Origin of the sequence: Coprococcus sp. OM06-34AC (assembly GCF_003462545.1) — a bacterium.
GTDB classification, from domain to species: Bacteria; Bacillota; Clostridia; order Lachnospirales; family Lachnospiraceae; genus Coprococcus; species Coprococcus aceti.
Map to the genome: position 1 here is coordinate 260,456 of NZ_QTZF01000005.1, position 26,763 is coordinate 287,218.

Sequence of the window (26,763 nt, forward strand, 5' to 3'; positions counted from 1 at the left end):
CACACTGCAGCACAATGCTCTCCGAAAAGCCACATCTGGAATGGAAAAAGATAATATATAACAAAGATGCTACATACTCCAGTCTTTTAAATGTATTTACTACTTTGTTCTGTATCATAACCATGCCTTTTGCTGTCATATTGTTCTCATGGCTGATACTTTAATGGGGACGTTTTTTTACTTTAATGGGGACGTTTCTTTTGTCATGAGGAGTGTCCCTGGAACAGACAAGCAAAAGAGCCCCCCGCATACCTGCACCTTGCAGATACACGGAGGGCTCTACGAATATTAGTCATCTGTTATTAAGTAATCTCGCATTTCTTACATTATTCGATTGCGATGTAATTACTCTTCTCTACTTTCTTCTGCTCTTCCTTCTTAGGAATCGACAGTTTCAGTACGCCATGTTCATACTTTGCATGAATGTCTTCCTGAGTAACTCCTTCACCGACATAGAAACTTCTGCTCATGCTGCCAGCATAACGCTCACGCCTGATGTACTTGCCGCTCTTCTTGTCCTTCTCATCCTTATCCAGACCCTTTGCAGCCTCAATTGTCAGGTAACCATCAGCAAGCTGAACCTTTACTTCATCTTTATTGAATCCTGGGAGATCCATATCTACTTCATATGAATCGTCTGTCTCACGGACATCGGTCTTCATCATGTTCTTTGCATGCTTGCCATACAGAGCATGCTCGGTAGGTGCTAACGCTTTACTGAACTCCTTATCAAAATCCCTTCCAAATGGGAAATAGTCATTCATCCAATCATCAAATAAATCTTCTCCAAAAATACTAGGTAACATAAGTCATTTCTCCTTTCAATCTCAAACAAGTGTCGGAAATTGTGGTTTCTTATGAAACCCCAAGGCACTTAGACTTTTTGTTTACTGTTACTTTCAAAATAATTATCAAGATAAACTTTCGGGATTCTTTCTCTTCTTTCTAATCCCTTTCCTTATCTTTGACTATGTTATACACCCAGTTGTTAGCACTGTCAAGAGGTGAGTGCTAATTATTTTATGAAGAATTTGTGTCCACTCCCAGCCTCAAAGTGGTATTTGGCAATTCCAAGATCTATCTTCGTGCATATTCCTCTCGGAGCTTTCGCTGTCACCACACCCTCTCTCAGCTCAAACATGAACTTCTGCTGGTTCACTGCTGTCGGTGCCAGACACACCGCCTCCATCCCCTTTGTGAACCAGTCTGTCTCCACATCTGCCCTGCTGATTTCTGATATATCTTTGCTCTTGTGGGCAACACCCTGATTCTCACCGTACCCAAGGGCAATCACTATCAGGAGTTTCTGTCCTTTGCCTATGACTGCCCTGGTCTTACCATGTGACATTGCAACCCAGCATGTGTTAAGTCCAAGTTCCTGACATCCAAGTACCAGCTTTTCACCATAGTAGCCGGCCTTTTCCTGGTCGTTCTTCGCGCCAACTATCGCTATATAATTAGAAACATTTGTGAATTTGCCGTAATGCGCCATAAACGAATCAAAACAGTTCGGCTCATCGTAGACCGCCTGCATGCTCAGGCCACTCTCAGAATTTATCTCAGAGATAAGCCTGTCGATCTCCGCACGTTTCTCCTGCTCGATTGGCTTATCCTTATATTGCCGCACACTGTGCCTCTCCTTCATCAACTGTAACATATCCATGCATTTTCCCTCGCTCTCATTCTGATATCTACGCCGAGTATAGTCCATCAAACTTGAAGTTATCCTTCATATTTATTTTCCGCCAGTTTCTCCGGTACCCTGATAATATCAATATATGCTGTCTGATTCGCAGGATGAGATTCTTCCTGTAATACCTGTTCAAACGGTCGGACATAATTCATCTTTTTCTTTGTCTGAATCATTCCAAATCCCACCTGTCATGTGTCCTTCTACACTTGATTTTTCATTCTGACAAACTGGAATTGAGATTTCATGTATTCCAAGGGATTTAATAATTGTTATATTTTATTATCAAATATCTCTGAATCCCTTGAAAACACTAAGTTTGTCGCAGGTGATCTTTCCCTTAGACTTTCCCTTATGTTATATCTTCCCATATGGATTTATGAACCCTGATAAGGGAAAATACAAGGAAAAGAAAATCCTCTAAAACAGTATAACACAAAATAAAAACGACATGGTGAACTGATTGAAATGCTTCTGATTTTTGTAACAAATGATTGATTGAATGATAAGGAGATTTGATACGATGAGAACAATATTTGCAGAATACAATCCACAACGCAACAGCATTGATGTTTATACTTCTGCTGGCTATATGCTCCGCATTGACTGCTGGGAAGCAGAAAAGAATTTAAAAACAACACCCAGATTAGATTGTGCATTAAATGCACTTGCTATTGATGAACCACTTGAATATGCAAGACTATACCTTGATGGAACTATGCAGATGTGGGTTGATGCCGAAGATTCATTTTATTTATGATGATTATACTGTCACTCCTAGTGTCTCCAGAGAGTGACAGTTTCATTGTCATTTTGAGCTCGTCTTTTTTAAGACAAGCCTCGTATATTTATTTGTAAGCTGCGTTCGCTTCTTCTTGAGTGATTTTCCCAGTTTTAACAGCATCAGAAATTGCTTCGTCTAATTTAGTATAAACAGTAGTTGTCACAACTCCGAAGCCGCTGACGAACAGCAGAGCGATCCACAGCCACTCATACTGTTGTCGCCGGTCTGCGGATTCTGAACATCATCCGAAGGCTTGGTGGTATCGTCAGACTTGGTAGGAGCGGCAGGTTTGGTTGCCTTCTGACCTTCTTCGATAGTCTGAGTCGTTACTGCAGAGCCACCGGCAGAATCAAAGGTTACGGTATAGTTTTTATTTCTTTGTTGTAACAGTCTTAGCTTTTGACCAGCCTGAATAAATCCTTATGGATTTGCCGTTAATCTTAACTGTCTTATAGGTGCGAACTCTTACATAATACTTTTTCTTGCCCGAAAGCTTTGAAATTTTCTTTGATACTGTTGTATTCTTGCCTACTGTTACGGTCTTAGCCTTGCTGAATTTACTTGAGGCACTGTACTGTACCTGATAGCCTGTTGTCTGTGTAGCCTGCTTCTTCCACTTTACTGTAAACTTCTTTGAACCTGCTTTAAGTGAGGAAATACTTGTTGCCTTTGGCTTGATTGTGAAATAAAGCGTCTTTGTTCCGCTGTATTTACCCTTAAAGGTAATCTTTACTGCGTACTTGCCAACATACTTTCTGCCTTTTGCATAAGACACAGTATAGTCAGTATTCTTAACAAGTGTCTTTCCTGTTCTGTCCTTAACAATAACCTTAGGTGTTCTAACCTTTCCGTTATATGTTAATGATGTTGCTTTAAGCTTTATGCTTGATGCCTTTGGAATTACTGTCGTTGAAAGAGTTTTCTTACATACCGAACAGTAATTTACTATCTTGCCGTTTGCTGTTGGGGTTGCCTTTGTTACGGTTTGCTTTGTGGTGTGGGCAATCTTAGCAATATTGCCCCAAGATGCAAGGTCGGTTATTTCCTTTGTACCGAGTACATCTTCATAGAACTTGCCACAACCTTCGCACTTGTAGTATGCTTCCTTACCGCCCTCTGTGCAGGTGGCAGCTTTCGCAGCAACCAAAGTCAGATTGTGAGTGTGTTCTTCGTTTTTATTTTTGTAATAATATGTAACAACCGTTCCGTCCGAAACAATAGGCTTATTCAAGCCGTCAACCTTTATAAATTCATAATCATAAAGTGTTTTTGCCGGTGTTAAATCAAGCTTTGTGCCGTATGGCACGGTAAATGTTCCGCCGGCAGTGTTTGGAATTTCAGAGCCGTCCTCAAATTTATACTGAATTGAAACGGTTGTGTAGCGCTGTGTTTCCGTATTGTCGTCTGCAAGCACATTTCCGTTTTCATCGAGCACCTGAAATGCCACGGTATCGCCGCTCTTAAGCTGTGCATCAGACGGAATTTGATAAATAAGCGAGCAACTCTTTAAGCCTGAATTAAAGTCGCTTTTGATGTGATCCAAAGCACCGAGCGGCCAGAAATTTGCCTTATCATTCCAAACAGGAATGTCAAAGGTTTGTACTGTTTGAAGCGGATTCCCCGATGAATCGGTCGCAACACTTCCGTCGGAGTGCTTAATCCACATTTTGAATTTTAATTGTCGTGCATTTTTATCTGAAATGTTTTGAATAACAGTTCTAAGCTCGATTTTTTTACCGTTCATATTAGTATTAAATCTGCTTTTGCTGTTGCCGCTCAAAAGTCGGTCATTGCGATTATATGTGTAATTATAATATGAACTTGTTTCAAGGTCGGTAAAATCAGACGGCTTTGAATAAGCGCCCGTATATTCCTTAACCTCGGGAGTTGCAACATAAAGGTCTACATCCTTAACAAGCTGAGACATTCGCTTGAAGCCCTGCAAACGGCAAACCTCACAGAATTGATAGTTTGTGTCTCTCATTATGCACTCATAACTTGAAACAAGCATTTTTGAGCCGTAAGCATTGCGGCAGGTATATGTGTTTCTAAAACCTAAAAGCTGTCGCCATTTTATCTTTTCCGGGTCTTCAACCGAGGAAAGATTGAGTGATTTAAGTTCCTTATCGTCAAGCAAATATCCGTTACTGTATTCATCACCGAGACCGAGCAAACCGTGTCCAAACTCGTGTGCAAAAGTTTTTGACGCACGATAACTGTCTGATGGCGAAATGAAATAATGGAAGCCGTATTCACGGTTATTATAAGCACCGCCGAAATCTGATTTTGTGTTTACAACCATAGCGAACTGAGCAATATAATCGTGAACATAATAATAAGGCTCATATTCCGAACCGGACGGAATTGTGTTTGGATCACACTTTTTTTTGATATGAGCATCGTGAATTTTCTCGATAAATTCAGGACCGATACATCTCTCAAAAATATGATTTTTCCACTGACTTCCGTGGAGATTATTAGAAATAACAGGCGAATTATATTTGTCGACTATAACATCAAAGAAGGTGCTTCCACCATTGTCAAAAGTCGATTCGGAAGCTGTGCAAAGAGCGTAAACATTGAATCTGTCGGCATAACTGCGATACGGTTCATATTTCATAGCGTCCTGCCAAAGTCGTTTGACATCATTGATGAATTTGCCCTGCTGACTTTTTGTGTATCCCTCGCCGCAAACGACAACAACCATATTTTCCGTGTCGCTGCGTGTTTTTTGGATGGTATAAACAGGGATGGTAGGATTAGAATATTTTCCGTCATTTGAATACCACGGGCCGAGGGTGAGCTGAATGCTTTGCTCGGTGCTGACATTCCAATCGGGATTTGCGTCCTCGGCAGGTTCCGAAATTGTATAATCATCCTCTTGCTTATTTGGAGCAGAGCCGATATAAGGACTGCTTTGTGAGCCGCTGCCGGAAGTTATAACAAAATATTCGGAATCGAGATAAAATGCAGGTCTTACGCCCAAATCGGAATACCACGGAGCATAACGACCGACCTGACCCGATGAACTGATATAACGCATATCGTGATTGCAATCGGTAACAGGAGTGCGAAGCCAATAAGGCCAAGCCATACCGTCATTATTATACGCAACATAATAACCTTTGAGATTTTTCCACACGGCATTAGCCTGCTTTACATCAAGAAGAAAAACCTTTTCGGTTGTAGTTTCAAAATATGAACTGTCGTAGTTTGCCACCGCTTCCGAAATATCGGTGTAGTATAACAAATCCGAATTTGCGTCTCCATCAACTATGCCCTTGTTGTATTCGGGATGAGAAACGAGAGAACGCTGGGTAACGGTTTTCATTGCCGCAATTTCAGATTTTGAAAAAGCGTTGAGAAAACCCGCTTTTTCGTTGTACGCTCCCACACCGCTTACATATCCGTCTTTCGGAGGGTTGCCGCAAAGCCAATCGACTTTGCCTTCAGCTGCGGTCGAATTTAACCAAGAACGCATATTGCTGTCTTTCCAATAGTTAGAACCGTAATCATCACGCTTATAGCTTCTGCTGTGTGATTTTGAATTGCTGTTGTCATTTGTTTTGGCATCATATGCAAGGGTGTCAACAATTTTGTCTGCAAGCATAAGCGGTCCGTTATTGTCAATGCTTACACATCGCCAAAGAATTGAGGCATTGTTATACGCGCCCATTTTAACATAGTCGCCAACTTTAATATCGGGCTTTGATGCCGCCTGAATGGTCATCGGCAAAGCGGAGATTGCCATGCACAATGCCAAGAATATTGCGGTTATTTTTTTCGTCATTAAGGAACCTCCTTTATAAGCTATATATTTGCTTTTATTATATTGTAAGGTGTTATATGCGTCAATGAAAATCCACCTTATTCCGTGAAACTTACCATAGTGTTACATCCCTTTTTTTCAGCAATAATACCTGCTGGAAACTGATTTTCGCAATACATTTTATTTCACCCACTAGGTTAAACAAAATTTTGTTTTTTTACTGTATCATCATGCATTATCCTATATAATGAAAGTATCAAAAGATAGGCGGAGGCAGTGCAATGAAGAAAATACACATTGAATTCAGCGATGAGCGGCTCATTACTCCCAGTGGTCTGGTATTCGTAGGGCAAATACTTGGAAAAAGCAGTTTTGTTAAAAAAATCAACCGTGCTCCAATTTCAAAAGATTATCTGCAGAAACAGATAAAAAATGGAGACGTGCTCCTCACCTATATTGGTATGCTCTGTCAGGGAAAACCCCAGTATGAGGCTGTCCGTGAAATGATAGATGACCCTGACTACTACAAATACGCATTAGGCATCTCCTATGCGATTCCTTCCGCCGAAACACTCCGTCAGCGTTTTGACATGATCGGGGATTCCCTGCGCAAAGACATCCAGCAGGCAAATGTCGACATGCTGCGTGAAATGCACATAGAGCCGACAGCCCTGGATAACGGCTTTGTTCCTGTCGATATTGATGTAACCCCCTTTGACAATTCGAAATCCAATAAGGAAGGCGTATCCCGTACCTACAAGGGTTTTGACGGATATGCACCAATTATGGCATATATCGGCACAGAAGGATACCTCGTCAATCTTGAACTGCGGATTGGGAAACAGCACTGCCAGAAAGAAACTCCTGATTTCCTGAGAGAGACCATTGAACTGTGCAGACAGCTGACGGAAAAACCACTGCTCATCCGGCTGGATTCCGGCAACGATGCATCTGAAAACATAGGCATCTTTATGGAAGAAAGCTATAAATACAACAATGTGTCTTTCATCATAAAACGGAATCCCAGACAGGAAAGTAAAGAAGAATGGCTGGAATCCGTCAGGGAATGCTGCCAGAATATCCAGCATCCACGTGATGGGAAAACTGTTTATATCGGACAGACCTTCCGGAATGTGACATATTCCCTTTCTGATAACGAGGAGAAAACTGTCGGAATACGCACAATTTATGAGATCACGGAAAGAACCATTGACCGATATGGGCAGTATTTTATCGTACCCGATATAGAACTGGGCACATACTGGACAAACACTTCCCTGCCAGACGAAACAGTCATTGATCTTTACCATGCCCACGGAGAAAGTGAGCAGTACTGTCAAAAATCCTCTCCGTCACTTGTGACAAAATAATATGACAGATCAGTAATTGAGGCAGCTACATTCTTTCCCCATGGGGTGTTTTTTTCATATCATCTATATTCCAAACAACTTGATCTATGTATTTATAATCAAGCCATATGGCACGATTAACTTATTCGGTCAATTCCGATTTCTCAGTTTCAAAAACTTGAAGTTGTAGAAATCCTGATCGGACATATTGTCGTTCTTGATCTTCCCGGCGGTTTCCATGACAGCTTCCACCAGCGGGCGAATATCCATAACAGAGGTGTCCTCCTGGTGCTGGGTGCTGATAAGAAATGTGGTGATACGACCTGTATCATAATCATAGGAAACTTGCGCTTTCGCATCCGACAAGACCAGTGCAAACTTTTCATCAGAATTAACTTCTTTGTTTTCCTAATCGTGTTTAATGTATTTAGTGATAGTATCGATTAATTCCTCCATGTTAATCGGCTTGGAAATATGGTCATTCATGCCTGAATCCAGGGATTCCTGAATATCATCTACAAAAGCATTTGCAGACAAAGCTATAATTGGAATCGTAACTGCATCGGACCGCTCTATACCCAAGGCTCGAATGGCTTTTGTTGCTTGGTATCCATCCATGTTTGGCATCATAATATCCATCAAAATAAGATCGTATGTGTCTCGTGGATGATTTTTAAACAATTCCACAACTTCTTTTCCGTCTGATGCGCGTGTTACGGTCATATCAGCATCTTCCAGTATTATCGTAGCAAGTTCAGCATTTAGATCATTATCCTCAGCCATAAGAACATGAATACCCGTCAAATCTCTATGTGGATGTTGTTTTTGTTTTGATTGAATAACTTGTTCTGTCAACTCCAGTGGAATCTCCACAGTGAATGTAGTACCTACACCTTTTTTGCTCTCAACAGCAATTGAACCGCCCATCATATCTATATGTTTTTTTGTGATGGCCATGCCAAGACCGGTTCCCTTATATTGGGTTCTGGCATTAGCATCATCTTCTTGTGAAAACGGCTTGAATAATTCTTTCTGGAACTCTTCACTCATGCCAATACCATTATCTTGAACAACATAACGAATTATGATATGTTTCTCATCCGTTCCGGGGTAACTGCTGATATCCAAAGTAATCTTTCCACCATCCTTTGTGAATTTCACAGCATTGCCAAGAAGATTCACCAAAACTTCTCGAATACGCGTAACATCCGCAAGGACATATGGGTTCTTTGGTCTTTCTCGATGTACTTCAAACTTAAGATCTCGGTTATAAAGAAGTCCATTCATAATCGCCTGGACGTTATCTGTCAATTGAGTAATGTCCACTGGCTCAGGCGAAATGATATCTTTTCCGCTTTCAATGCGACTGAAATCCAAAACGTCATTCAACAAAGAGAGAAGATGATTCGAACTTTTTTGAACTTTCTCCAAGCTATCATGAATATCTGAAACCGTGTTCTGGTGAAGCGCAATGTTTGTAAATCCAATAATGGCATTCATCGGCGTTCTGATGTCATGGCTAATATTAAGCAAAAACGCAGATTTTGCTTTGTTGGCAGCATCTGCTTTCTCAGCGGCGTTCATTAATAATTGTTTTTGTTTTTGCTCTTCTGCCTTGCTTTTCTGGTAAACATAATAGGTATATAGACAAATTAAAAGCAATACAGCTCCTGCGACTAAACCGCAGATGATGGAAATATGATTCGTCTCTTCAACCATTCCATAAGCTGATTGCATATCCATTTCAATGCAAAATGCGCCAATGATTTCTCCTGTCCCATCATGATTTGCTCTTACAGGATAGCAAGCCGTAAAAATCGGCCCCCATGTTGTATCAATGATATCCTGAGAGTACACATTCTCCCCAGAAATAGCCCTATCAATATACGGAACCATTTCTTCCTCAATATAATCTCCAGGGTGTCTTACATCATCCGCATCCGAATCCAAACCATCTACCACATAAACGAGTTTTCCTTCTTCATTTTTTGTAGCGGTGTAAATATATCGAGTAGAATTCAGTGTTCTGATTTCATTGAAATATGAAGAAATATCCTTATATATTTGCTTCTTTTCATCAGATTTATCTTTGATTTGATCAAAATCTTCTTTGCCGATTCTTCCATCCACAAGTTTGTGTACTGCATCTGCACTCGCTGTATCGCGCGCAATTTCTGTTTCAAGGGCAGTCTTAGTGTAAGAACTTTGCAGGATAAATGTGTACAGTGCTATTACAAAAATTATCAAAAGCCCCATAAGCACAAGGATACTACCTGTATTCTTCAGTCTAAGGAATTTCTTTTTCTTCAAATTAACTCCTTCTTTTGTTTTCTTCATGCTGCTCATTCACATCCTCTGAATTCTAATTTTCCAATTTAACAAATTCCGATTTTCTTGATTCTACAAACTGGAATTTATATAATTATTCCTCTAACTTTCCCTATTTTACAGGCTTTCCCGCCTGTTCATTAGTGAAATGATATGTAGTTTCCCTTATTTTTGCCCTTATGAGATAATCACAAGGGAAATAAGGGAAATTTTTTAGTCATTGCCTACCACTTTATCAAGAAGCCGAACCGATTTTCGTTTCGCATCTCTTGTGGAGTGAGCATAGACGTTCATTGTGGTACTGACATCTGAGTGTCCTAACAATTCCTGCACATCTTTTGGGGCAGCTCCATTTGCTAAAAGGTTGCTTGTATAGGTGTGACGTAACTGGTGGAAATGAAAGCCTTCAAATCCCTCTAATGTTTTTGCTACCTTTCTGCATACCGTTCCCAAAGTAGTCGGAAGTTCCAGACAGCCATCAGGTCTTAAGCAGACGAAAGAAATTTCTTTATAATCTGCCGGGACTTCCTCTGTTCTGTCTAAGCAATAATACTCGTAGTACACTCTGTTTTTCTCTTTGACCTCTTTGTAGTAGTTCGTGTGATAAAGTTCTCCGTACTGCATTCGATTCTTTAACTGCTCTTTCCGGGCATTACGGAAAATCTCTACCAGCGTATCTCCAAAATCAACAATCCTCACTTTTTTCCGCTTGGTTGGTCCGATGATATATTTGCGCTTTGAGCCATCATATCGGATGCTGCGTCTTATGGTAAGGCATTGTTCTTCCAGATTTACGTCCTGCCACGCCAAACCGCAGGCTTCTCCAATACGAAGCCCGGCATAATAGGCTATCTGGATTGGAAGTATTGCGGCTGGGTTCTTTTTTTGAAGATACGCAAGCAGTCTTTCATAATCTTTTCGTGAAATTGGTTGGATATTTCCGTCCATGTCCTCATCCGAAAACAAATCAACTTCGTCCGTCTGATACCGCAGTTTAATATACTGCATAGGATTGAACGTAATATACTGTTTTGGAAATACTGCAAAGCGGAATGATTGCTGCATGACTGCGGAAAAAGAATGGATGTAGTCTTTGCTGTAACCCTTTTTCTCTTTTCCATCGGGATGAACTCCCCCGAAGGAAAGCAAATCAAAGAAGGATTGCAAATGCTCAGAGGTTACATTTTTTAATTTCCGTTCTGCCAGCGGATGTTTCTTAATATTTCGGATTGTTCCGAGGTAATTCTCCACCGTACCATTGCTGAGCGTACCTGTTTTTAATTCCTCCTCTGCCCACACATCCAGAAGTTGTCCGACTGTGAGATTTTCCGCTTTGGCAACAAATTTCTTTTTCTCATAATCATCCATTGCCTGACGGAGCAGTTTTTCAGTTTCACTTTTGCTTTCTGTTCCAACGCATTCTTTCTGAACAAGATTGCCGCTTGCGTCCTCTACATAGAAGCGGTAGTACCATTTCTTTCCTTTTTTTCTTACAGATCCTTTTGCCATAATCGTATGTCTCCTTTCGATATTAGACAATCGGAACTGATGAAATGCTTCGTGCGTGTAAGTATATCATAACTCCGGTTGTCTTACTATACCGATTCGGAATCTTCGTATAAGACTTCTGATAAAAGATTTGCAAGCCTTTGTTCTGCTGTTTTTGGTTTCTTGGAATAGAGCCTTACAACGTCTGCCATCTCATTAAGAGCATTGATGGTAGGAGTGATTTCCCTTAAGAACATAATCTCATTATATTCCTCATTCGATTCAAACCCTATTGTTTTGGCAATATCCGTCTGACCATCATTCCCCTTGAAGTTTTTGCAGGCGAACTGGAAGGAATCCAAAAACAGACCATATTGTTTTAACATCAGCAGTAATAAATCTTTTGAAAAAGCATCTTCTTCTTTGGTAAGGGCAAGCGGTAACTGTTCCAGAATATCTCCCATCGCATCACGAATCTGTAACTCTCTCTTATCCGTAATGTCGGTTTCATATTCGTCTGTTTCCCCTTTGAGCCATTCCACAGATACATGGAGTGCTTCCGAAAGACCTTCCAGCACCATTTTTTTCGTATTGTCAATCGAACCATTCTCATAACGCAGGATTGTAGAAGCGGTAACTCCCATCTTTTCTGCGACATAAGGCTGTGTCAGATTCAATTCCAGACGGCGCTGTTTTATTCTGCTGCCTATCAGCTTGCGTAGTTCTTTATCTTTCATGCTGACTGCCTCCTTTTTCGGTATGTATGAATTATAGCATTGTTTCTCTAAAATTGCAATATGCAATATAAAAATTGTTTTTAATATTTCGTAACGCTTGACAAAAAGATTTGGAAGGGATATACTTACATCACAAGAATTGCATAATGCAATTTACAGGGAGGTGATTATATGACGCAAAGAAAAATTGCATTATCCATCGAAGAAGCTGCCGACTATACGGGAATCGGCAGAAACACCTTAAGACAGCTTGTAGAATGGAAGAAACTTCCGGTATTAAAGGTTGGTCGTAAAGTCCTGATTAAAACCGATATTCTGGAAATGTTTATGGAAGCGAATGAAGGTCGTGATTTGAGGGATAGAGGAAATGTAAAAGCCGTAACAAGAACTGCGGCAAATTAAAAAGGCGGCTTCCAAAGAAACCGCCAAAGGTTCTATCAGACCGAAGCCATGATATACCTACACGCAAGAAGATTATACCATGTGCTTCTTCTGATACGCAACCGAGAACTTATGTTTGCAAAAGAAAGGGGAATGTAATAATGGCAAAATCAACAAAAAGTTATGAAGAACGAATGCTTGAAATGGAAAAGAAGGAACAGGAAAGCCTTGAAAAAGCAAAACGATATGCAGCACAGAAGAAAGAACTTCTAAAACGAAAGAAAGCCGAAGAAAGAAAAAAACGAACCCATAGGCTCTGTCAGGTTGGCGGTGCGGTGGAATCCGTTCTTGGTGCGCCTATTGAGGAGGAAGACATCCCAAAGCTGATTGGTTTTCTGAAAAAGCAGGAAGCCAATGGGAAATTTTTCTCAAAGGCAATGCAGAAAGAAACAAATACTGATATGGAGGAAGTGTAATGGCGGAGGGGATGAGTTTTTCATTCCCTTCATTGCTTTTTCATGAAGGGCGCACTTATGGACAACCAGAGGTCGTCCCAATAAGTTTGCCACAAGTGGCAACCGGTCTGCGCTCACGCTTGCCGGGCTCGTTCCGTCGGCGGGGCTTTCAGCCAGACCTGCTCATGCCGCAGGAGGCACTCTTCGCCAGAGAGGCGCATTCCATGCAGGCTGCTATGCGCAGGGCACTCTTACGCAGAGGGCGTTCCGGCAATGCTGCTTTTTCTAAAACTGAAAGCAATGTTGCCGGAAATCTATGCCGGATACGTCAGAAAGGAGGAATCCAGACATGGCGATTTTTCATTACACAATCAAAATAGTCGGACGAAGTAAAGGGAAATCTGTTATCTCCGCTTCCGCATATCTCAATGGGGATGTGATGAAAAACGAGGAAACCGGGAGAATCAGTTATTACACTTCTAAAAAAGAAGTGGTCTACACCAGTCTTATGATGTGTGAAAACGTACCTCCTGAATGGCAGATAGTACTAGAAGAAAATATAAAACGCTTTCAAAAATCTGTCCGATACAAAAGATCAGAAGATAAAGAAGCTACTTTAGAAAAATTTAAAATCACATTTCAGAAACAAAGGTTATGGAATGAGGTATTGAAGATTGAAAAAAATGCAGATGCCCAACTTGGCAGGTCATTTGAATTTGCCCTTCCCAAAGAATGGAACAGACAGGAACAAATTCAATATACAACTGACTATATTCAAAAAACTTTTGTAGATAGAGGAATGTGTGCTGATTGGAGTATCCACGATAAAGGGGATGGCAACCCCCATGTTCATCTTCTTCTGACTATGCGTCCTTTTAACCCGGATCATTCTTGGGGAAAGAAAGAAGTCAAGGATTGGGATTTTGTCAGAGATAAAAACGGAAATATCGTGATTGATGAATCCCATCCGAACTGGTGGCAGGATAAGAAAAACCCTGACCGTCATGGAATCCGTATCCCTGTATTAGACGAAAACGGAATTCAGAAGATTGGTGCAAGAAACCGCCTGCAATGGAAACGGGTGCTGACCGATGCTACCGGATGGAACAATCCAAAAAATTGTGAACTGTGGCGGAGTGAGTGGGCAAAGGTGTGTAATGAACATCTTCCTTTGCATAATCAGGTCGATCACCGTTCTTATGAAAAACAGGGAAAACTCCAGATTCCTACCATCCATGAAGGCGCTGACGCAAGAAAGATTGAACAAAAGTTTCTTGCCGGGCAGGAAATAAAAGGTTCGTGGAAAGTAGCGGAAAATCAAATCATAAAACAACAAAACACGTTATTGCAAAAGATACTGGACACCTTTGGAAAAGTATCGGGTGCATTATCATTATGGAAGGAGCGATTAAATGACATTAGAAGAAAGCCGGGAAATTATACCCTTAATGGAATCCATGATTGGGCAAATCGAAGAACAGCAGACCTTAATGGCAGAAATGATTCTGGAAATGCAGAATCGGGACACCCAACTCTCTCTTATGCAGGAACAGAATCAGAAATTGCAAAAATTAAACAGCGAGTTATCCGAGCTGCTCAACATTTTGCCAAATACCGAGGAACTGCTTTCCAAGATGGAAGAACAGAAAACGAAGATAGAACTTTTGGAAAACGAAAATCAGCAATGGCAGAAATTGGTACAGAAGCTGAACAGCGAAAACAGTTTATTACTGAAACAGAACACCGAATTGCTGAACTGGAACAGCAGATAGAGAAAGGACGTGATATAGATGAACGAATCCAGAGAATCAAAGAACGCCGAACAGTTGGAAGAACTTCTCCTCTTGACCGAGGAGATACAAGAAGAACTGGAACAGAAAGACCAGCTTATCGTGGAACTAAAGACGCAGCTCAACGAATCTCTGACCTTGAACGAGAAATTAAACAAAGAGAACAGAGCCGGGAATATTCAAGCATTAAAGAACGACTTGAAGCTAGCAGACAGAGCATTGCGGAACGAGAAAGAGAAGCTGCGAAGCGCAAACGTCACGATAGGGGAATGTCAAGATAAAATACGATGCTTAACACAACAACGGGATTATGCCCGGACACATCAGAAAATCGTAGAGATACCGGTAGAAAAGCCGGTACCCTATGAAAAATGTGAAGCCTGTGACCGGACAGCCTATCAGAATGAAAAAGCGAAATACGAAACACAAAAAGAGCGACTTGCAGGACAGTATAAAGCAAAAACGGTAATGTTCCAAACAACCTTGTTCCTTCTTGCATGGTATTCGCTGACAACCACTCTTTTTCAGGCAGTACAGTCAGATGTGTTTCTTTCCGATTGCAAATCATTCTTCCATGATGCAGCGTCATTCATACAAACTTTTATCGGTTGGACGATTGAGGTCGGGCAATCTGTGGCACAGATTAGCACAAAAATTCCAAATCCTTTTATAGCCGGAATGGTATATTGGATATTGCTAATATTGATTGTAGGAATATGTGTGGCAGGAACAGGGATACTGGCGATACTGATAGAAATAAAGGTTATAGAATTATATAGGGAAAAGTGTTGGGATGTCATTACTCTACTGATGATACTGACAAGTGCTGCTGTCATCATTTATTTTGGAGAAGCAATCAAAAAAGCACTGTCAGTAAATCTTCTATTGCTTTTTGTACTTTTGCAGGGCGCATATGTTGGACTTAGGTGTTATTTAGAATCGTACCTTGAGAAAAGAAACTATTAAGCATTTTTTACAAAGCTATGTACAAAATCATTCTAAAATTCCCATTCAATAATACGATTGAGAAAACCTCTCTGATACAGTATAATAAAGTGTTAGGGAGGTATCTCTATGAAGGAAAAAATACTAATCATTGAAGATGATTTTACGATACAAACACAGCTTAAAACTCTTTTGTATGGGAATGGATATGAAGTATTTGCAGTTACGGATTTTTCCCAAACAATAGAGCAGTTAAAAGAAGCTGCACCACATCTGGTTATTCTGGATATAAAACTTCCGGGGAATAACGGTTTTGAAATATGTTCTCAAATTCGCACTTTTTCAGATATTCCGATTGTATTTGTAACAAGCAGCAATACAGATATGGACGAACTAAACAGCATTATGCTGGGTGGAGATGCGTTTATCACAAAGCCTTATAATCCTGCTATTCTTCTTGCTAAAATTGCTGCATTGTTAAAGAAAGCCTACCGTTCCTCTCAAACAGAAATTTATATGTGGAAAGAAGCTACCCTGCATTTGGAGAGTAGCATGATAGAGTACAAAGGACAGAAAGCAGAATTGACAAAGAATGAATTGAAAATCCTCTACTACCTTTTTAAGAACGCTGGAAAAATCTGTTCCAGAAATGATATTGTGGATTTTCTTTGGGATAATCAGCTTTATGTTGATGATAATGCCCTAAGTGTCAATATTACCCGTATTCGTGACAAACTGGCAACAATCGGACTTGTAGATTTCATTAAAACAAAACACAGGCAAGGATATACATTATGAATGGAAAACAATATTTGAAAAATCAACTCCCCGTTATTTTAATCAATCTGCTGGGTATGCTTGCCTTTGCCTTGTTCCTGATTGCAAGCGATAATCCTATCCAAACAGTCCTGTTTATTCTTGCGGTCTGGTCGATTGTCCTTGTTTTATCTTTGCTGACTTTTTATTTCTCACGAAAAAAGTATCTGAATAAATTGCTCAATATGACGGAGCAATTAGAAGAACGATATTTATTGCCGGAAATCATGCAAGTGCCGGAAAGGGCTGATGAACAGGTTTTTTACCAGATTATGAAAATGGCTGAAAAATCCATGTTGGAACGGATTGGCGAAGTACAGAGGGAACGCAGGGAATATAAAGAATACATTGAACAATGGATACACGAAGTAAAAACACCAATTACAGCTATGAAGCTGCTGTGTGAGAATAACCGTTCTCCCTTTTCCAGAGAGGTATTGGCAGAGTTAGAGAATATCAATCAATATACAGAACAGGCACTTTACTATGCCAGAAGTGAACACGCTGAAAAAGACTATTCTGTCCGTGAAGTCAATTTATGCGATGTTGTGAATAGTGCAATCGCAGATAATAAGTATCTTTTGCGTCAAAGTAATATGTCAATTCAGATAGACGATATAGAAACAATGGTTTACACTGATGAAAAATGGGTGCGGTTCATCTTAAATCAGATTATCGGTAATGCAATCAAATACCATGCAGAGCAGCCTATTTTGCACTTTGGGGCAACAAAAACGAATGACAAGATTGTGCTATCTATCAGCGATAATGGGATAGGTATTCCTAAAAGTGATTTACCCCGTATTTTTGAAAAAGGATTTACAGGTCAGAATGGGCGAACCGGGAAAAATTCTACTGGAATTGGCTTATATCTTTGCAAGCGTCTATGTGATAAACTGGGAATAGGACTTACTGCTTATTCCGAAAACAGAGGAACAACGATTTCACTTATCTTTCAAATGAATGATTTTATTATCGGAGTGCAGGGCTGACAGGTTCTGCACTTCTTACATTTTTGTAAGAACTGTGTAAGAAAACTTGATACAAAAAATGAGATACTCCATTTACAATATGGGTATGGAACAGTTAAGGAGGTTTATCCGATGAATACAATTTTGAAGCTGGAGCATATCCAGAAATATTATGGCAATGAGGGGAATATTACCAAAGCCATTAAAGATATTAGTTTTTCTGTGGAAGCCGGAGAATTTCTCGGAATTATGGGTGCGTCCGGTTCTGGAAAGACAACGCTGCTAAACTGTATTTCTACGATTGATACCGTAAGTGCAGGGCATATTTTTTTAGAGGGAACAGATATAACGGAAATCAAACCAAAATTCCTTGCCCGCTTTCGCAGAGAGAATTTAGGTTTTGTATTTCAAGACTTCAATTTGCTGGATACATTGACAATTTCAGAAAACATTGCACTGGCATTAGCAATCAATAAAGTCCCTGCAGGGATTGTAGAACCCCGCATTTTGGATATAGCCGGAAAGCTGAATATCAGCGATATTCTAAACAAATATCCTTATCAGGTATCGGGCGGTCAAAAACAGCGTTGTGCCTGTGCAAGAGCAATTATCAACAATCCGAAACTCTTATTGGCAGATGAACCGACAGGAGCATTAGACAGCCATTCCTCACAAATGCTGCTGTCTACCATTCAAAGTATCAATGAACAGCTTAGGGCGACAATTCTTATGGTAACTCATGACGCTTTTACCGCCAGCTATGCCAACCGTATTCTTTTTTTGAAAGACGGAGAAATCTTTATGGAACTGCGCAAGGGCAACGACAGCAGAAGTGCTTTTTTTGATAAAATTCTGAATGTCCTTACCATGATTGGAGGGGGACAGAGCCATGTATGCTAAACTTGTTTTCAGAAATGCAAAACGGTCTGTAAAAGACTATCTGGTCTACATTGTCACAATGACAATCTGTGTTACCTTGTTTTATGCGTTCTTGTCTATTTCCAGTAGTTATTATAGCCCGGATATAGGCAGCGAGTATGATTTTACTCTGTTAAGTGACGGAATGAAAATTGCAATCTGCATGATAACATTGCTGTTGTTATTTTTGATACGGTTCGTCAATCATTATATGCTAAGACGGAAGCAAAAAGAGTTTGCTGTCCAGTCCATTATGGGAATGGAACAAAAAACTATTGGCAGGATTTTCTTTGCAGAAACACTGATTATGGGTATGTTTTCCATTTTGATTGGTATTTTTTGCGGTGTATTTTGTTCTCAATTCATTACCGCAATGCTCCTTACTGCTTATGGAAAGCCTTATGAAATCTCATGGACATTATTCCCGGATACCGTTTTGTTGACAGTGGTATTTTTTGTGGCAAGTTTTTTTGTGGTAGGAATTTTCAATACCCGTACCATTCAGAAAACAAAAATTATTGATATGCTTTCCGCAGAGAAAGAGAACGAACCAGAGCTAAAAAAGAGCCGCTTCATTTCTGTTGTAGTAGTCCTCTTTGAAGTATTTACCGTATGGGGATTGATTGCAGGAATACAAAAGGTCTGGTTTTATTATGACACCCGCTTTGCGTTTCCGGTGCAGCTTATGTTTTGGGGAAATATTCTTTTTCCGCTGCTTACTTTGCTGTGGTCGATATTTTGCATAATCAGAAAGAAAAAAAGAGAATGTTTCATTGCTGGTTTGCTGATATGTTCTGTATTGAATGCTTTTACAGCAGCCAGCGTTGCAGCATTAACAAATAAATATTATCTGCCTTTAGGTGGTGGAACGCTCAATCAATATCTGCTTTTTGTTGTGATTGACTTACTTTTCTTCATTTGTGCCTTCATTTATCTTACCAGTGGTTTGATTGTAGCATGGAAAGAAAAATCGCCAGAACACCGATACCATGAGGAAGCACTTTTCTTTTTCGGACAGATTACCTCAAAGCTGAATACGACCAGCAAGACTATGGCAGTCATTTGTATCACTTTGGTATTAGCAATTTTCATGTTCGTTGCAGCCCCTATTTTGACGGGCTGGTCGTCTGGTTATTTGGATATACGCTCTATGTATGATGTGCAGGTATATTCGAGATACAATGATGTTTATGAAGAAGAAAATCTGCCACAGGACAGTTATGAAATCATTACTGATTTTCTGGCAGAACATAAAATAGATACAGACTATGATTGCACTTTCAATCTATATCTGCCAGAGAAAGACGATTTTCACAACAGACAGAAATATGATTTTCCGATTGTGGCAATTTCTTTAAGTGATTATAACACCATAAGGAAAATGTTGGGTTATGAACAGATTTCTCTGGGGGAAGATGAATTTACGACACAATGGGCGGCAATCGCCACCGAGGAAGAACGGGATAGCTTTTTGAAAGAGCATACCAGTATTTTGACAGACGCAGGAGAATTGACTCTTTCCGAGCAGTCCTATTATGAGGAAGCAATCGGAGAAACAGCGTACAATTCCTATACAGATATACTCTATGTACTTCCAGACAGTATTTGTGAAAAGCTGTTGCCGGTAATAAAAAACCGCTATATCACAACAGAAGAAAACATCTCCTATGAAAATGCAAGGGAACTGGAAAAATTTTTTACAGAGGAATACCCAGAGCAAGCAGAAAGCGGTGTTATGTATGGAATACGGTTCAGTACATTACAGAGGAACAGTACAATAGCAAATAATTTTGTTTTACAGGCTGCAATGCTTTATGGTGCTGTTGTATTGATGATTATATGTCTTACCGTACTTTCCTTGCAACAACTCTTAGACGCAGGACAATATAAATATCGCTTCTCTGTACTCCGAAAATTGGGGGTGGAAGAAAAGCATATCGGAAAACTTATCTTGCAACAATTAAGTGTTTGGTTTGGGCTTCCAATTATCACAGCAATCATTGTAGCTGCTGTTGTAATAGCTTACTTTATCCAAACCATATCAGCAGAAATTTCAGCCTATATCGGGTTTGGTGCATTGATGTTACAAATAGGGGCAACAATGGGCATTTTGGCAATTTTATTGATTTGTTATTTCATAAGTACATGGATTATTTTTAGGCATTCTGTTAATCCATAGAAAATATGTAATTATTGCATTTCGCACATTCTTTAAAGAGGGATAGCACTCTTAATGAACACTATCCCTCTTTCACTTAATAAAATTCTAATGAATCTTCTGCATCCACCCACATCTGTAAATTGCCCTCAAGATATAATCTTGCATATTCCAAAGGCTCATCCACAGCTAATGAAGTAAGTGCACATTCTGATCCATATGTGGTTTTTAAATCTTTTTCAGCTTCCCAGCAGTCAATGCGAAGCATATATCCAGCACTTGTGTAAACATCAATACTATCGTGATTTATGTTGTATTCTGCATAAATTGTTCTCATCGTATCTTATCTCCATTTTCTTTTGATAATCAGTAATAGAGTTAAATATCGAAAACATTTCAATCAGTTCACCATGTCGTTATTGTTATATGTTATACTGTGTTATGAAATTTTCTTTCCCTTAATTTTTCCCATATTAAGGTTCATGAAAGCTAATGGGAGAATGTAACACAAGGGAAAGAGTAAGGGAAAGTACACTTGCTACAAACTTAGTATTTTCAAGGGTTTGCGAAGAATTTGATAATCAAATATAACAGTTATTAAATTTCCTAAAATATGTGAAATATCAACTGGAATTTAGCGATTTCTTTTTCCGGTATTCTCTGTCCCACGGATTTCCTCATGATAGAAATAATCTACGATCACCGGATGTCCCTGCGGGACTCTGCCATAAGGCATTTCATTATCCACAAAGGCACAATCATACTTCTTAGCCATTTTCTCAGCTTTTACTTCAAGTGCTTCAAAGTAGCTGCGGTTATGCTTGTTATAGATCTCGTCGTAAAGTGGTACAAGATCAGGATATTTTCCGGCGATATAATCCATAATTGTCTTTTTGAAACCGCCTCGAAGATTGAGATTTTCGAGCCAGAACAGATCGCACTGATCCTTTACCCGCTCAAAGATTGCTTCAAAATCCGTGATACCAGGGAATACCGGGGATACGAAACAGACTGTACGGATACCTGCTTCATATACCTGTTTCATAGCAGCGATACGGTGCTCAATGTTCGAAGCAGAATCCATATCGTTCTTGAAATTTTCATCTAGTGTGTTGATCGACCATGAAACGGTTACACGTCCAAGCTTCTTCAGCAGATCAATATCCCGTACCACAAGATCAGACTTTGTGCAGATCAGAATATCTGCGTCACTGCCGATCAGCTGCTCCAGAAGTTTTCTGGTATTCCCGAATTGCTCCTCCTGTGGATTGTAGCCATCTGTCACAGAACCGATGACCACCCGCTGTCCGGCATATTTCTTCGGATTTTTAATTTCCGGCCAATGCTTCACATCAAGGAAAGTGCCCCATTCCTCCTTGTGCCCGGTAAAGCGCTTCATAAAAGAAGCATAGCAATACTTGCAGGCATGTGTACAGCCTACATAGGGATTGACCGAGTAACCGCCTACCGGCAGACTAGACTTAGTCATGATGTTCTTTGTTTCCACCTCACGAATGAGGATTCCATTTATTACTTCTTCCATGATTTCTGTTCCTCTAACACTTTATTAAATTCTTCCGGCATTTCCTGAATCATATTTTCATCCCCTATGATAGGGACAAGGTCTTCCTTCATAAACACCGGAATGCCGAGCTTATGTGCCTGGTCCGCCAGAGACCATGCCCATTCCGGCTCCGTATGAATCTTCCTGCTCTGAGCTCCGGTCATGGTGCCGACAACGATCCAATTGATTCCGGAAAGGTCAACTGTGCCGGGATCGTCGAATAACGGCTCAAAGGTAACATGGTAATGTTTTGCTCTGACATTTTTCCGAAGGGCGTCGATACGCCACAGTTCTGCTTTCCTCGTCACCGTAACGCCAAACCATGCGTTTTCCAGATCGGTATCAAAATCCAGCAAATCAGGTCGCTTGGTAAGGAACAGGAACTGATGCTGTGGGTTTTCACAGATCTTTGCAAATACCTCGTCTCTCCATTCCGGCTTCCACCCGGAGAGATCGCTCATCCCGGTAAGAAGAAAGTTCTTCGGACGTTTCTTTTCCATCATCTTGAGCTTACCCGGAAAGAATTCAGGGTCAGAGAAGTCATCAATCATATGCCAGCGTTTCACGTTGTTGCGGGCATAGCAATATGTACACCCCACTGTGCAGCCAATGACGATATTCATGTTCTGAATCTGATCTTTGATACAAATACTCATGACTTCTGCCACTCCTCAAGATTCTTTCTGATGCGGTCTAGGCATTCCTCAAACTGGGTAATTTCTTCCTCTGAAAAACCTTTGTAGTAAATACTGCCCATCTCATCAGATACAGAATCGTACTCGCCCTTCAAGGCATGTGCTTTCTCAGTCAGAAACAGGAGTGTTTTCCTTTTGTCCGTTTCAGACTGAACACGGCTTATCAGCCCTTGATTTTCCATTCTTTCCAACATCGTAGTAAGAGATGTTATCGCTAATCCGCATTTAGTCGAGAGTGACCTGATTGAGATACCATCCTCCTGCCACAGCACATAAAGAATACGCCCCTGAGCTCCATTAAATGCATCAATATTCTTTTCACTGAGAATCTTCTCGAAAATCCGGTCTCCAAGCTGTTTTATTTTGGTGACAAGAAATCCTCCATTCATTTCCATACAAAAGCTCCTATATAGTAGTTTATTAAAAACATACTATATAGGAGCTTTATTGTCAACAGTTTATATGTCTTAATAGGTAAATCCCATTTTTTTCAATTCTCCAAACTGAAATTTGTTAGTGCGATTGAATATCCATTTAATACTCAATCCCTCTTCTTCTTTACACAAATAATGACCGCCATAACAATCATCGGAATCATACTGATAATACCGATATATGCCGGTCCCAGTATTGCCATATTGGAATAATCAGGTTTTACCAGATATGCAAAAATAGTAAATGCATTGGTAGCACCATGCATAAGAGATGGCAACCAGATGGTCTCTGTCTTTTCATATACATAATCAAATAATATCCCCATCATAATAGTAGCGACACAGAACACAATCGGACCAAGTACCGGTGCGCCAATATATTCTTTACCATACTCATATCCAGCCAAAATCATAATCGGCCAATGCCAAGCCCCCCAAATAGTACCACCTACAATTCGACCCTTAGTAACACCCAGCTTCTTCTTCAAATATGGATACAGCGCACCTCTCCAACCAACCTCTTCGCCTAATGCGACAAACATATTCAGAAATGGTGCAATTGTCACAGCTTGAACAGACGTAATCAGCAGATACATTGGTATCGTGATACCCTGTGCCTCGAACTGTTCCAACGCTCCCGCTTCCTCTAAAAGACCTCTTAACGTCATAAATTCAGAGTCAAATGTATCCGGGAAAATCACAAAAAACAAGACCCCTCCAAGGATACTTAATAACGCCGGCATCCAAAGGGCAAAGAATACATAACGAAGTTTCCCTTTTAAATGTGGTACCCATCCCATACCTTTTAGTGGGATTCTGGCTATCAGTACTCCAAGAAATGGCATAAACATGGTAATCATCAAGATAACAGCAAACACCATCTGATTTCCATTATTGCTAAAAATACTTGCTATCATTTCTAAAATCCAGGCCAACCCAAATGCGACTGCCATGTATATCACAAATTGTTTCTTACTCAAATTAATTGTTTCCATTATGCATCCACCTCTTTTCTATATACTTCCAAACTCCAGATTCTCCTCCTGCAGGTAGGGCAAGTTAGCTTTCGTGTCTTTGGCGTATGATTTCCAAAGAATGCTTCTAATTTCTTTGGCTGAAATCTGGTATGGCATTCCGGACAGAGATACTCTACCCGCTTGTACCAATAGCCAAACATAATTGCTACACAAATAGGAATCACTGCCATGGCCACAAAAAATGGCAACCAGATTCCTTTTAATATACCAATCACAAAAGTAACAATTTCGACAATTTCTAACGGAATTGCTATGATCAGCATTTTTTTGTACATTTTCTTTCGCTTTTCTTTTTCCTCCATAATCGATGATATGTCATGAATTGTTTTTTGCGACCCATCCTTGAAAGAAGCCAAAGAACTTCTTATGCCTTTAATATTTTCTAATTGTTTCGTTTTTTTCTTGACATCCGCCTGAATATTTTTTTCTTGCTCATCAAGCAAAAGTTCGATTACCTTTTTTGACTCTTCGGATTCCAATATTTCAGCAATATCTTTTATAGAGATATCCAAATCTCTTAAAAAGCAAATCGTTTCCAATGTGGCAACATCCTCTTCGGAGAACAGTCTTCGTCCCCCTTCCGTCAAATCTGTTGGCACCAAAATACCTCTTTCATCATAGTATTGAATCGTTCTTACTGAAACGTTGCACTTCTTTGCAAGCTCTCCTGTTGTGTATAATGACATATCCTGCCTCCTTTCAAGGTCCATATTAGTACATAACGTAGCGTGACAAGCAATATATCACGCTACGTTATTTTTTGATTTTTTCAAATAATCAAATTTTTATATCAAACCAGACAGCGAGAGAAATTCAAATTTGCTTATTTTAACCAAATCGGACCGACAATAAATATTCCCCAAAAGAGAACTGTAATAATGACTAAGGCTTCAGATACAGACCAGTAAATGATTTTATATTTTTTTACCGTAAGAGGATATATAAAATATATCAGTACAACTAATAGCTGTAAAATGATAAATAGTATTGTTTCCTCAACCGTTGCAGATATGAAAAAGTCAGCAGCGCCCTTTGCTACACCCTTACCTATAAGCCAGATATTGACTGCCAAAAAAGAAACGATTGAAAGAATTAGCTTTACACCAAATCTATTCATGTTATTCCCCTCCAAATTCAAATTTTCGAGTGTGTCGCTAAATTAGATTTTTTCATCAATTATCATTACTAAAATACTCATTTCTAAGTATGGAATAATAAACTTCATCCACAATACCTTGATTACAGGTTCCCGACTGCCTAATTATTCCTTCTTTTTTCATTCCCATTTTCTGCATTACACTTCCTGAGTTTGGATTACCTGCAGCATGCTTTGCATATACACGTTTGACTTTTACTTCTTCAAAAAAGAATTTTACCAATGCCCTTCCTGCTTCTGCAGTTATACCTTTTCCCCACCATCTGCTTCCAATACCATACCCGAGCTCCACACTTTCTGTTGCCTCATCAAGACTTACTACTGATATATCTCCAACCAGTTCATGCGAATCTTTTAACTCAATTGTCCAAAAATAGAAATCCTGCTTATCATACGATTCTATCCAATCAATTAGTAATTGCTTTGTCTCGTCGACATTTTTATGCGGTTGCCAACTTAAAAACTTTGTTACATCTTTTTCTGTTACCCAGTTTTTAAACATGATTTCTGCATCATCTAATACATGTCGTTTAAGAACTAATCTATCTGTTTCTATTCTAATTGTGCCCTTATGTTCCATACGCATCCTCCATCATCAAGAAAATTCTGATTTTACTTTCTTCTTAGTGGAACAAGTTATTATCCACAATATATTTTAAATTACATCTATTTAACATCCATGATTTATTCCTTGCCCCATTTTGATATTGAATAACCTGTTCTTTACATTCGTCAGATAAACCCTCATATGTTTGTTGTGCTTTATCTTTAATTATTTCCTGACCTAAATTATCTGCCACAAAGTCAAGATACACATTATATTTTTCAAACCCTTCAAAGAAAAGATATCGTATAGCTGCATTATAATCTTCATCAAATCTTTTTACCAAATCCATTGCAGTATCTCGAAATCTTTTTTCTAATATATTCTTCGTTTCAAGCAATTTACTTTCCGTTGATATATCATACCAATACCCATCTTTGGGATTATAACTCATAGATGCTATTACATTGTCAACTGGTAATTTTCCGTATTTTTTATAAATAATCCTCAAATCGGCATTTACTTCAATACTCTGCCCAGATGCATTCCATTTTGACGAGAAAAAGTTTATTTCAAACACAATGTCTTTTACTGTTTTCTTCAAAATACCACTTTTTAAATACTTAAAGCCAGTTACTGTTGACAACTCACATATTAATCTTGTTTTCGTTTCTTCAACACTTAAAATATTTTCCATTTTTTCTTGTATGATTATTTAGAAGCTAATAATCATTCATTCCTTTCATTTTAATAT

The 26,763-nt window shown here is 39.5% G+C and carries 28 protein-coding genes and 1 pseudogene; 11 read left to right on the forward strand and 18 right to left on the reverse strand.

The window, feature by feature from the left end:
* Positions 1-326: 326 nt before the first annotated feature.
* The 3 genes from DXB91_RS10260 to DXB91_RS14150 form a co-directional block, all read right to left on the reverse strand.
* Complete coding sequence (locus tag DXB91_RS10260; RefSeq protein WP_118017868.1) at positions 327-806, reverse strand: Hsp20/alpha crystallin family protein; 480 nt, start codon at positions 804-806, stop codon at positions 327-329.
* A 209-nt stretch (positions 807-1,015) separates the two neighbouring features.
* On the reverse strand, positions 1,016-1,663 hold the full coding sequence (locus tag DXB91_RS10265) for a nitroreductase family protein (RefSeq protein ID WP_118017905.1): 648 nt from the start codon (positions 1,661-1,663) through the stop codon (positions 1,016-1,018).
* A 59-nt stretch (positions 1,664-1,722) separates the two neighbouring features.
* Positions 1,723-1,866: a hypothetical protein gene (locus DXB91_RS14150; protein ID WP_158547614.1), complete on the reverse strand. Its 144-nt coding sequence runs from the start codon at positions 1,864-1,866 to the stop codon at positions 1,723-1,725.
* 347 nt (positions 1,867-2,213) lie between these two features.
* Between DXB91_RS14150 and DXB91_RS10270 the strand changes: the two genes are divergently transcribed.
* Positions 2,214-2,450 carry a DUF6061 family protein gene (locus DXB91_RS10270; protein WP_044945660.1) on the forward strand — a complete coding sequence of 79 codons (237 nt, stop codon included), beginning with the start codon at positions 2,214-2,216 and terminating at the stop codon, positions 2,448-2,450.
* A gap of 183 nt (positions 2,451-2,633) precedes the next feature.
* Here the strand turns inward: DXB91_RS10270 and DXB91_RS14860 are convergent, their stop codons facing one another.
* Together DXB91_RS14860 and DXB91_RS10280 are read right to left on the reverse strand one after the other, a co-directional pair.
* Positions 2,634-2,888 (reverse strand): InlB B-repeat-containing protein, encoded by a 255-nt coding sequence (locus DXB91_RS14860; protein WP_082241386.1) that lies wholly within the window; start codon positions 2,886-2,888, stop codon positions 2,634-2,636.
* Positions 2,845-6,264, reverse strand: a complete 3,420-nt coding sequence (locus DXB91_RS10280) for a M64 family metallopeptidase (RefSeq protein WP_118017870.1) — start codon at positions 6,262-6,264, stop codon at positions 2,845-2,847. Before DXB91_RS10280 ends, DXB91_RS14860 begins: the two co-directional genes overlap by 44 nt.
* Before the next feature lie 260 nt (positions 6,265-6,524).
* Between DXB91_RS10280 and DXB91_RS10285 the strand changes: the two are divergent.
* Positions 6,525-7,577 (forward strand): annotated as a pseudogene (locus DXB91_RS10285) (IS1380-like element ISClsp2 family transposase); the annotation flags it as partial.
* Between the two features lie 2 nt (positions 7,578-7,579).
* On the opposite strand, the gene DXB91_RS14865 reads toward DXB91_RS10285, so the two are convergent.
* The 4 genes from DXB91_RS14865 to DXB91_RS10310 form a co-directional block, all read right to left on the reverse strand.
* Positions 7,580-7,630: a hypothetical protein gene (locus tag DXB91_RS14865; RefSeq protein WP_242992750.1), complete on the reverse strand. Its 51-nt coding sequence runs from the start codon at positions 7,628-7,630 to the stop codon at positions 7,580-7,582.
* A 370-nt stretch (positions 7,631-8,000) separates the two neighbouring features.
* Positions 8,001-9,929: an ATP-binding response regulator gene (locus DXB91_RS10300; protein WP_118017907.1), complete on the reverse strand. Its 1,929-nt coding sequence runs from the start codon at positions 9,927-9,929 to the stop codon at positions 8,001-8,003.
* A gap of 204 nt (positions 9,930-10,133) precedes the next feature.
* The gene (locus DXB91_RS10305) at positions 10,134-11,429 is read right to left on the reverse strand and encodes a tyrosine-type recombinase/integrase (protein ID WP_055158599.1); all 1,296 of its coding nucleotides are present in this window, start codon (positions 11,427-11,429) and stop codon (positions 10,134-10,136) included.
* Positions 11,430-11,515: 86 nt separating this feature from the next.
* Positions 11,516-12,145, reverse strand: coding sequence for a helix-turn-helix domain-containing protein (locus tag DXB91_RS10310; protein WP_055158601.1), 630 nt, complete (start codon positions 12,143-12,145; stop codon positions 11,516-11,518).
* Between the two features lie 171 nt (positions 12,146-12,316).
* Between DXB91_RS10310 and DXB91_RS10315 the strand changes: the two genes are divergently transcribed.
* The 9 genes from DXB91_RS10315 (at position 12,317) to DXB91_RS10355 (ending at position 20,600) form a co-directional block, all read left to right on the forward strand.
* Positions 12,317-12,547 (forward strand): helix-turn-helix domain-containing protein, encoded by a 231-nt coding sequence (locus tag DXB91_RS10315; protein WP_004843519.1) that lies wholly within the window; start codon positions 12,317-12,319, stop codon positions 12,545-12,547.
* A gap of 140 nt (positions 12,548-12,687) precedes the next feature.
* The gene (locus DXB91_RS10320) at positions 12,688-13,002 is read left to right on the forward strand and encodes a DUF3847 domain-containing protein (protein ID WP_118017874.1); all 315 of its coding nucleotides are present in this window, start codon (positions 12,688-12,690) and stop codon (positions 13,000-13,002) included.
* A complete protein-coding gene (locus tag DXB91_RS10325) occupies positions 13,002-13,361 on the forward strand; it encodes a hypothetical protein (protein WP_015520150.1) in 360 nt (119 codons plus the stop codon). Before DXB91_RS10320 ends, DXB91_RS10325 begins: the two co-directional genes overlap by 1 nt.
* Positions 13,331-15,052, forward strand: coding sequence for a MobA/MobL family protein (locus tag DXB91_RS10330; protein ID WP_117807244.1), 1,722 nt, complete (start codon positions 13,331-13,333; stop codon positions 15,050-15,052). Before DXB91_RS10325 ends, DXB91_RS10330 begins: the two co-directional genes overlap by 31 nt.
* Positions 14,991-15,737, forward strand: coding sequence for a DUF6040 family protein (locus DXB91_RS10335; RefSeq protein WP_055156250.1), 747 nt, complete (start codon positions 14,991-14,993; stop codon positions 15,735-15,737). The genes DXB91_RS10330 and DXB91_RS10335 overlap by 62 nt, the downstream gene beginning before the upstream one ends.
* Before the next feature lie 108 nt (positions 15,738-15,845).
* Complete coding sequence (locus tag DXB91_RS10340; RefSeq protein WP_015520152.1) at positions 15,846-16,514, forward strand: response regulator transcription factor; 669 nt, start codon at positions 15,846-15,848, stop codon at positions 16,512-16,514.
* Positions 16,511-17,524, forward strand: coding sequence for a sensor histidine kinase (locus tag DXB91_RS10345; RefSeq protein ID WP_055156115.1), 1,014 nt, complete (start codon positions 16,511-16,513; stop codon positions 17,522-17,524). Before DXB91_RS10340 ends, DXB91_RS10345 begins: the two co-directional genes overlap by 4 nt.
* A gap of 111 nt (positions 17,525-17,635) precedes the next feature.
* Positions 17,636-18,403: an ABC transporter ATP-binding protein gene (locus DXB91_RS10350; protein ID WP_055156116.1), complete on the forward strand. Its 768-nt coding sequence runs from the start codon at positions 17,636-17,638 to the stop codon at positions 18,401-18,403.
* The gene (locus DXB91_RS10355) at positions 18,393-20,600 is read left to right on the forward strand and encodes an FtsX-like permease family protein (protein ID WP_055156117.1); all 2,208 of its coding nucleotides are present in this window, start codon (positions 18,393-18,395) and stop codon (positions 20,598-20,600) included. Before DXB91_RS10350 ends, DXB91_RS10355 begins: the two co-directional genes overlap by 11 nt.
* A gap of 76 nt (positions 20,601-20,676) precedes the next feature.
* Here DXB91_RS10355 and DXB91_RS10360 read toward each other — a convergent pair whose 3' ends face one another.
* The 9 genes from DXB91_RS10360 to DXB91_RS10400 form a co-directional block, all read right to left on the reverse strand.
* Positions 20,677-20,916: a DUF6061 family protein gene (locus DXB91_RS10360; protein WP_055156118.1), complete on the reverse strand. Its 240-nt coding sequence runs from the start codon at positions 20,914-20,916 to the stop codon at positions 20,677-20,679.
* 297 nt (positions 20,917-21,213) lie between these two features.
* A complete protein-coding gene (locus DXB91_RS10365; protein ID WP_118017876.1) occupies positions 21,214-22,122 on the reverse strand; it encodes a radical SAM mobile pair protein B in 909 nt (302 codons plus the stop codon).
* Complete coding sequence (locus tag DXB91_RS10370; protein WP_118017878.1) at positions 22,110-22,799, reverse strand: radical SAM mobile pair protein A; 690 nt, start codon at positions 22,797-22,799, stop codon at positions 22,110-22,112. Before DXB91_RS10370 ends, DXB91_RS10365 begins: the two co-directional genes overlap by 13 nt.
* Positions 22,796-23,233 (reverse strand): radical SAM mobile pair system MarR family transcriptional regulator, encoded by a 438-nt coding sequence (locus DXB91_RS10375; protein WP_055274716.1) that lies wholly within the window; start codon positions 23,231-23,233, stop codon positions 22,796-22,798. Before DXB91_RS10375 ends, DXB91_RS10370 begins: the two co-directional genes overlap by 4 nt.
* A gap of 146 nt (positions 23,234-23,379) precedes the next feature.
* On the reverse strand, positions 23,380-24,267 hold the full coding sequence (locus tag DXB91_RS10380) for a CPBP family intramembrane glutamic endopeptidase (RefSeq protein WP_118017880.1): 888 nt from the start codon (positions 24,265-24,267) through the stop codon (positions 23,380-23,382).
* Positions 24,267-24,995, reverse strand: coding sequence for a MerR family transcriptional regulator (locus DXB91_RS10385; RefSeq protein ID WP_055223570.1), 729 nt, complete (start codon positions 24,993-24,995; stop codon positions 24,267-24,269). The genes DXB91_RS10380 and DXB91_RS10385 overlap by 1 nt, the downstream gene beginning before the upstream one ends.
* A 137-nt stretch (positions 24,996-25,132) precedes the next feature.
* Positions 25,133-25,426 carry a hypothetical protein gene (locus DXB91_RS10390; RefSeq protein WP_004853536.1) on the reverse strand — a complete coding sequence of 98 codons (294 nt, stop codon included), beginning with the start codon at positions 25,424-25,426 and terminating at the stop codon, positions 25,133-25,135.
* Positions 25,427-25,481: 55 nt separating this feature from the next.
* Positions 25,482-26,045, reverse strand: a complete 564-nt coding sequence (locus DXB91_RS10395; RefSeq protein ID WP_015534086.1) for a GNAT family N-acetyltransferase — start codon at positions 26,043-26,045, stop codon at positions 25,482-25,484.
* A gap of 43 nt (positions 26,046-26,088) precedes the next feature.
* On the reverse strand, positions 26,089-26,706 hold the full coding sequence (locus DXB91_RS10400) for a hypothetical protein (protein ID WP_118017882.1): 618 nt from the start codon (positions 26,704-26,706) through the stop codon (positions 26,089-26,091).
* Between the last annotated feature and the right edge of the window lie 57 nt (positions 26,707-26,763).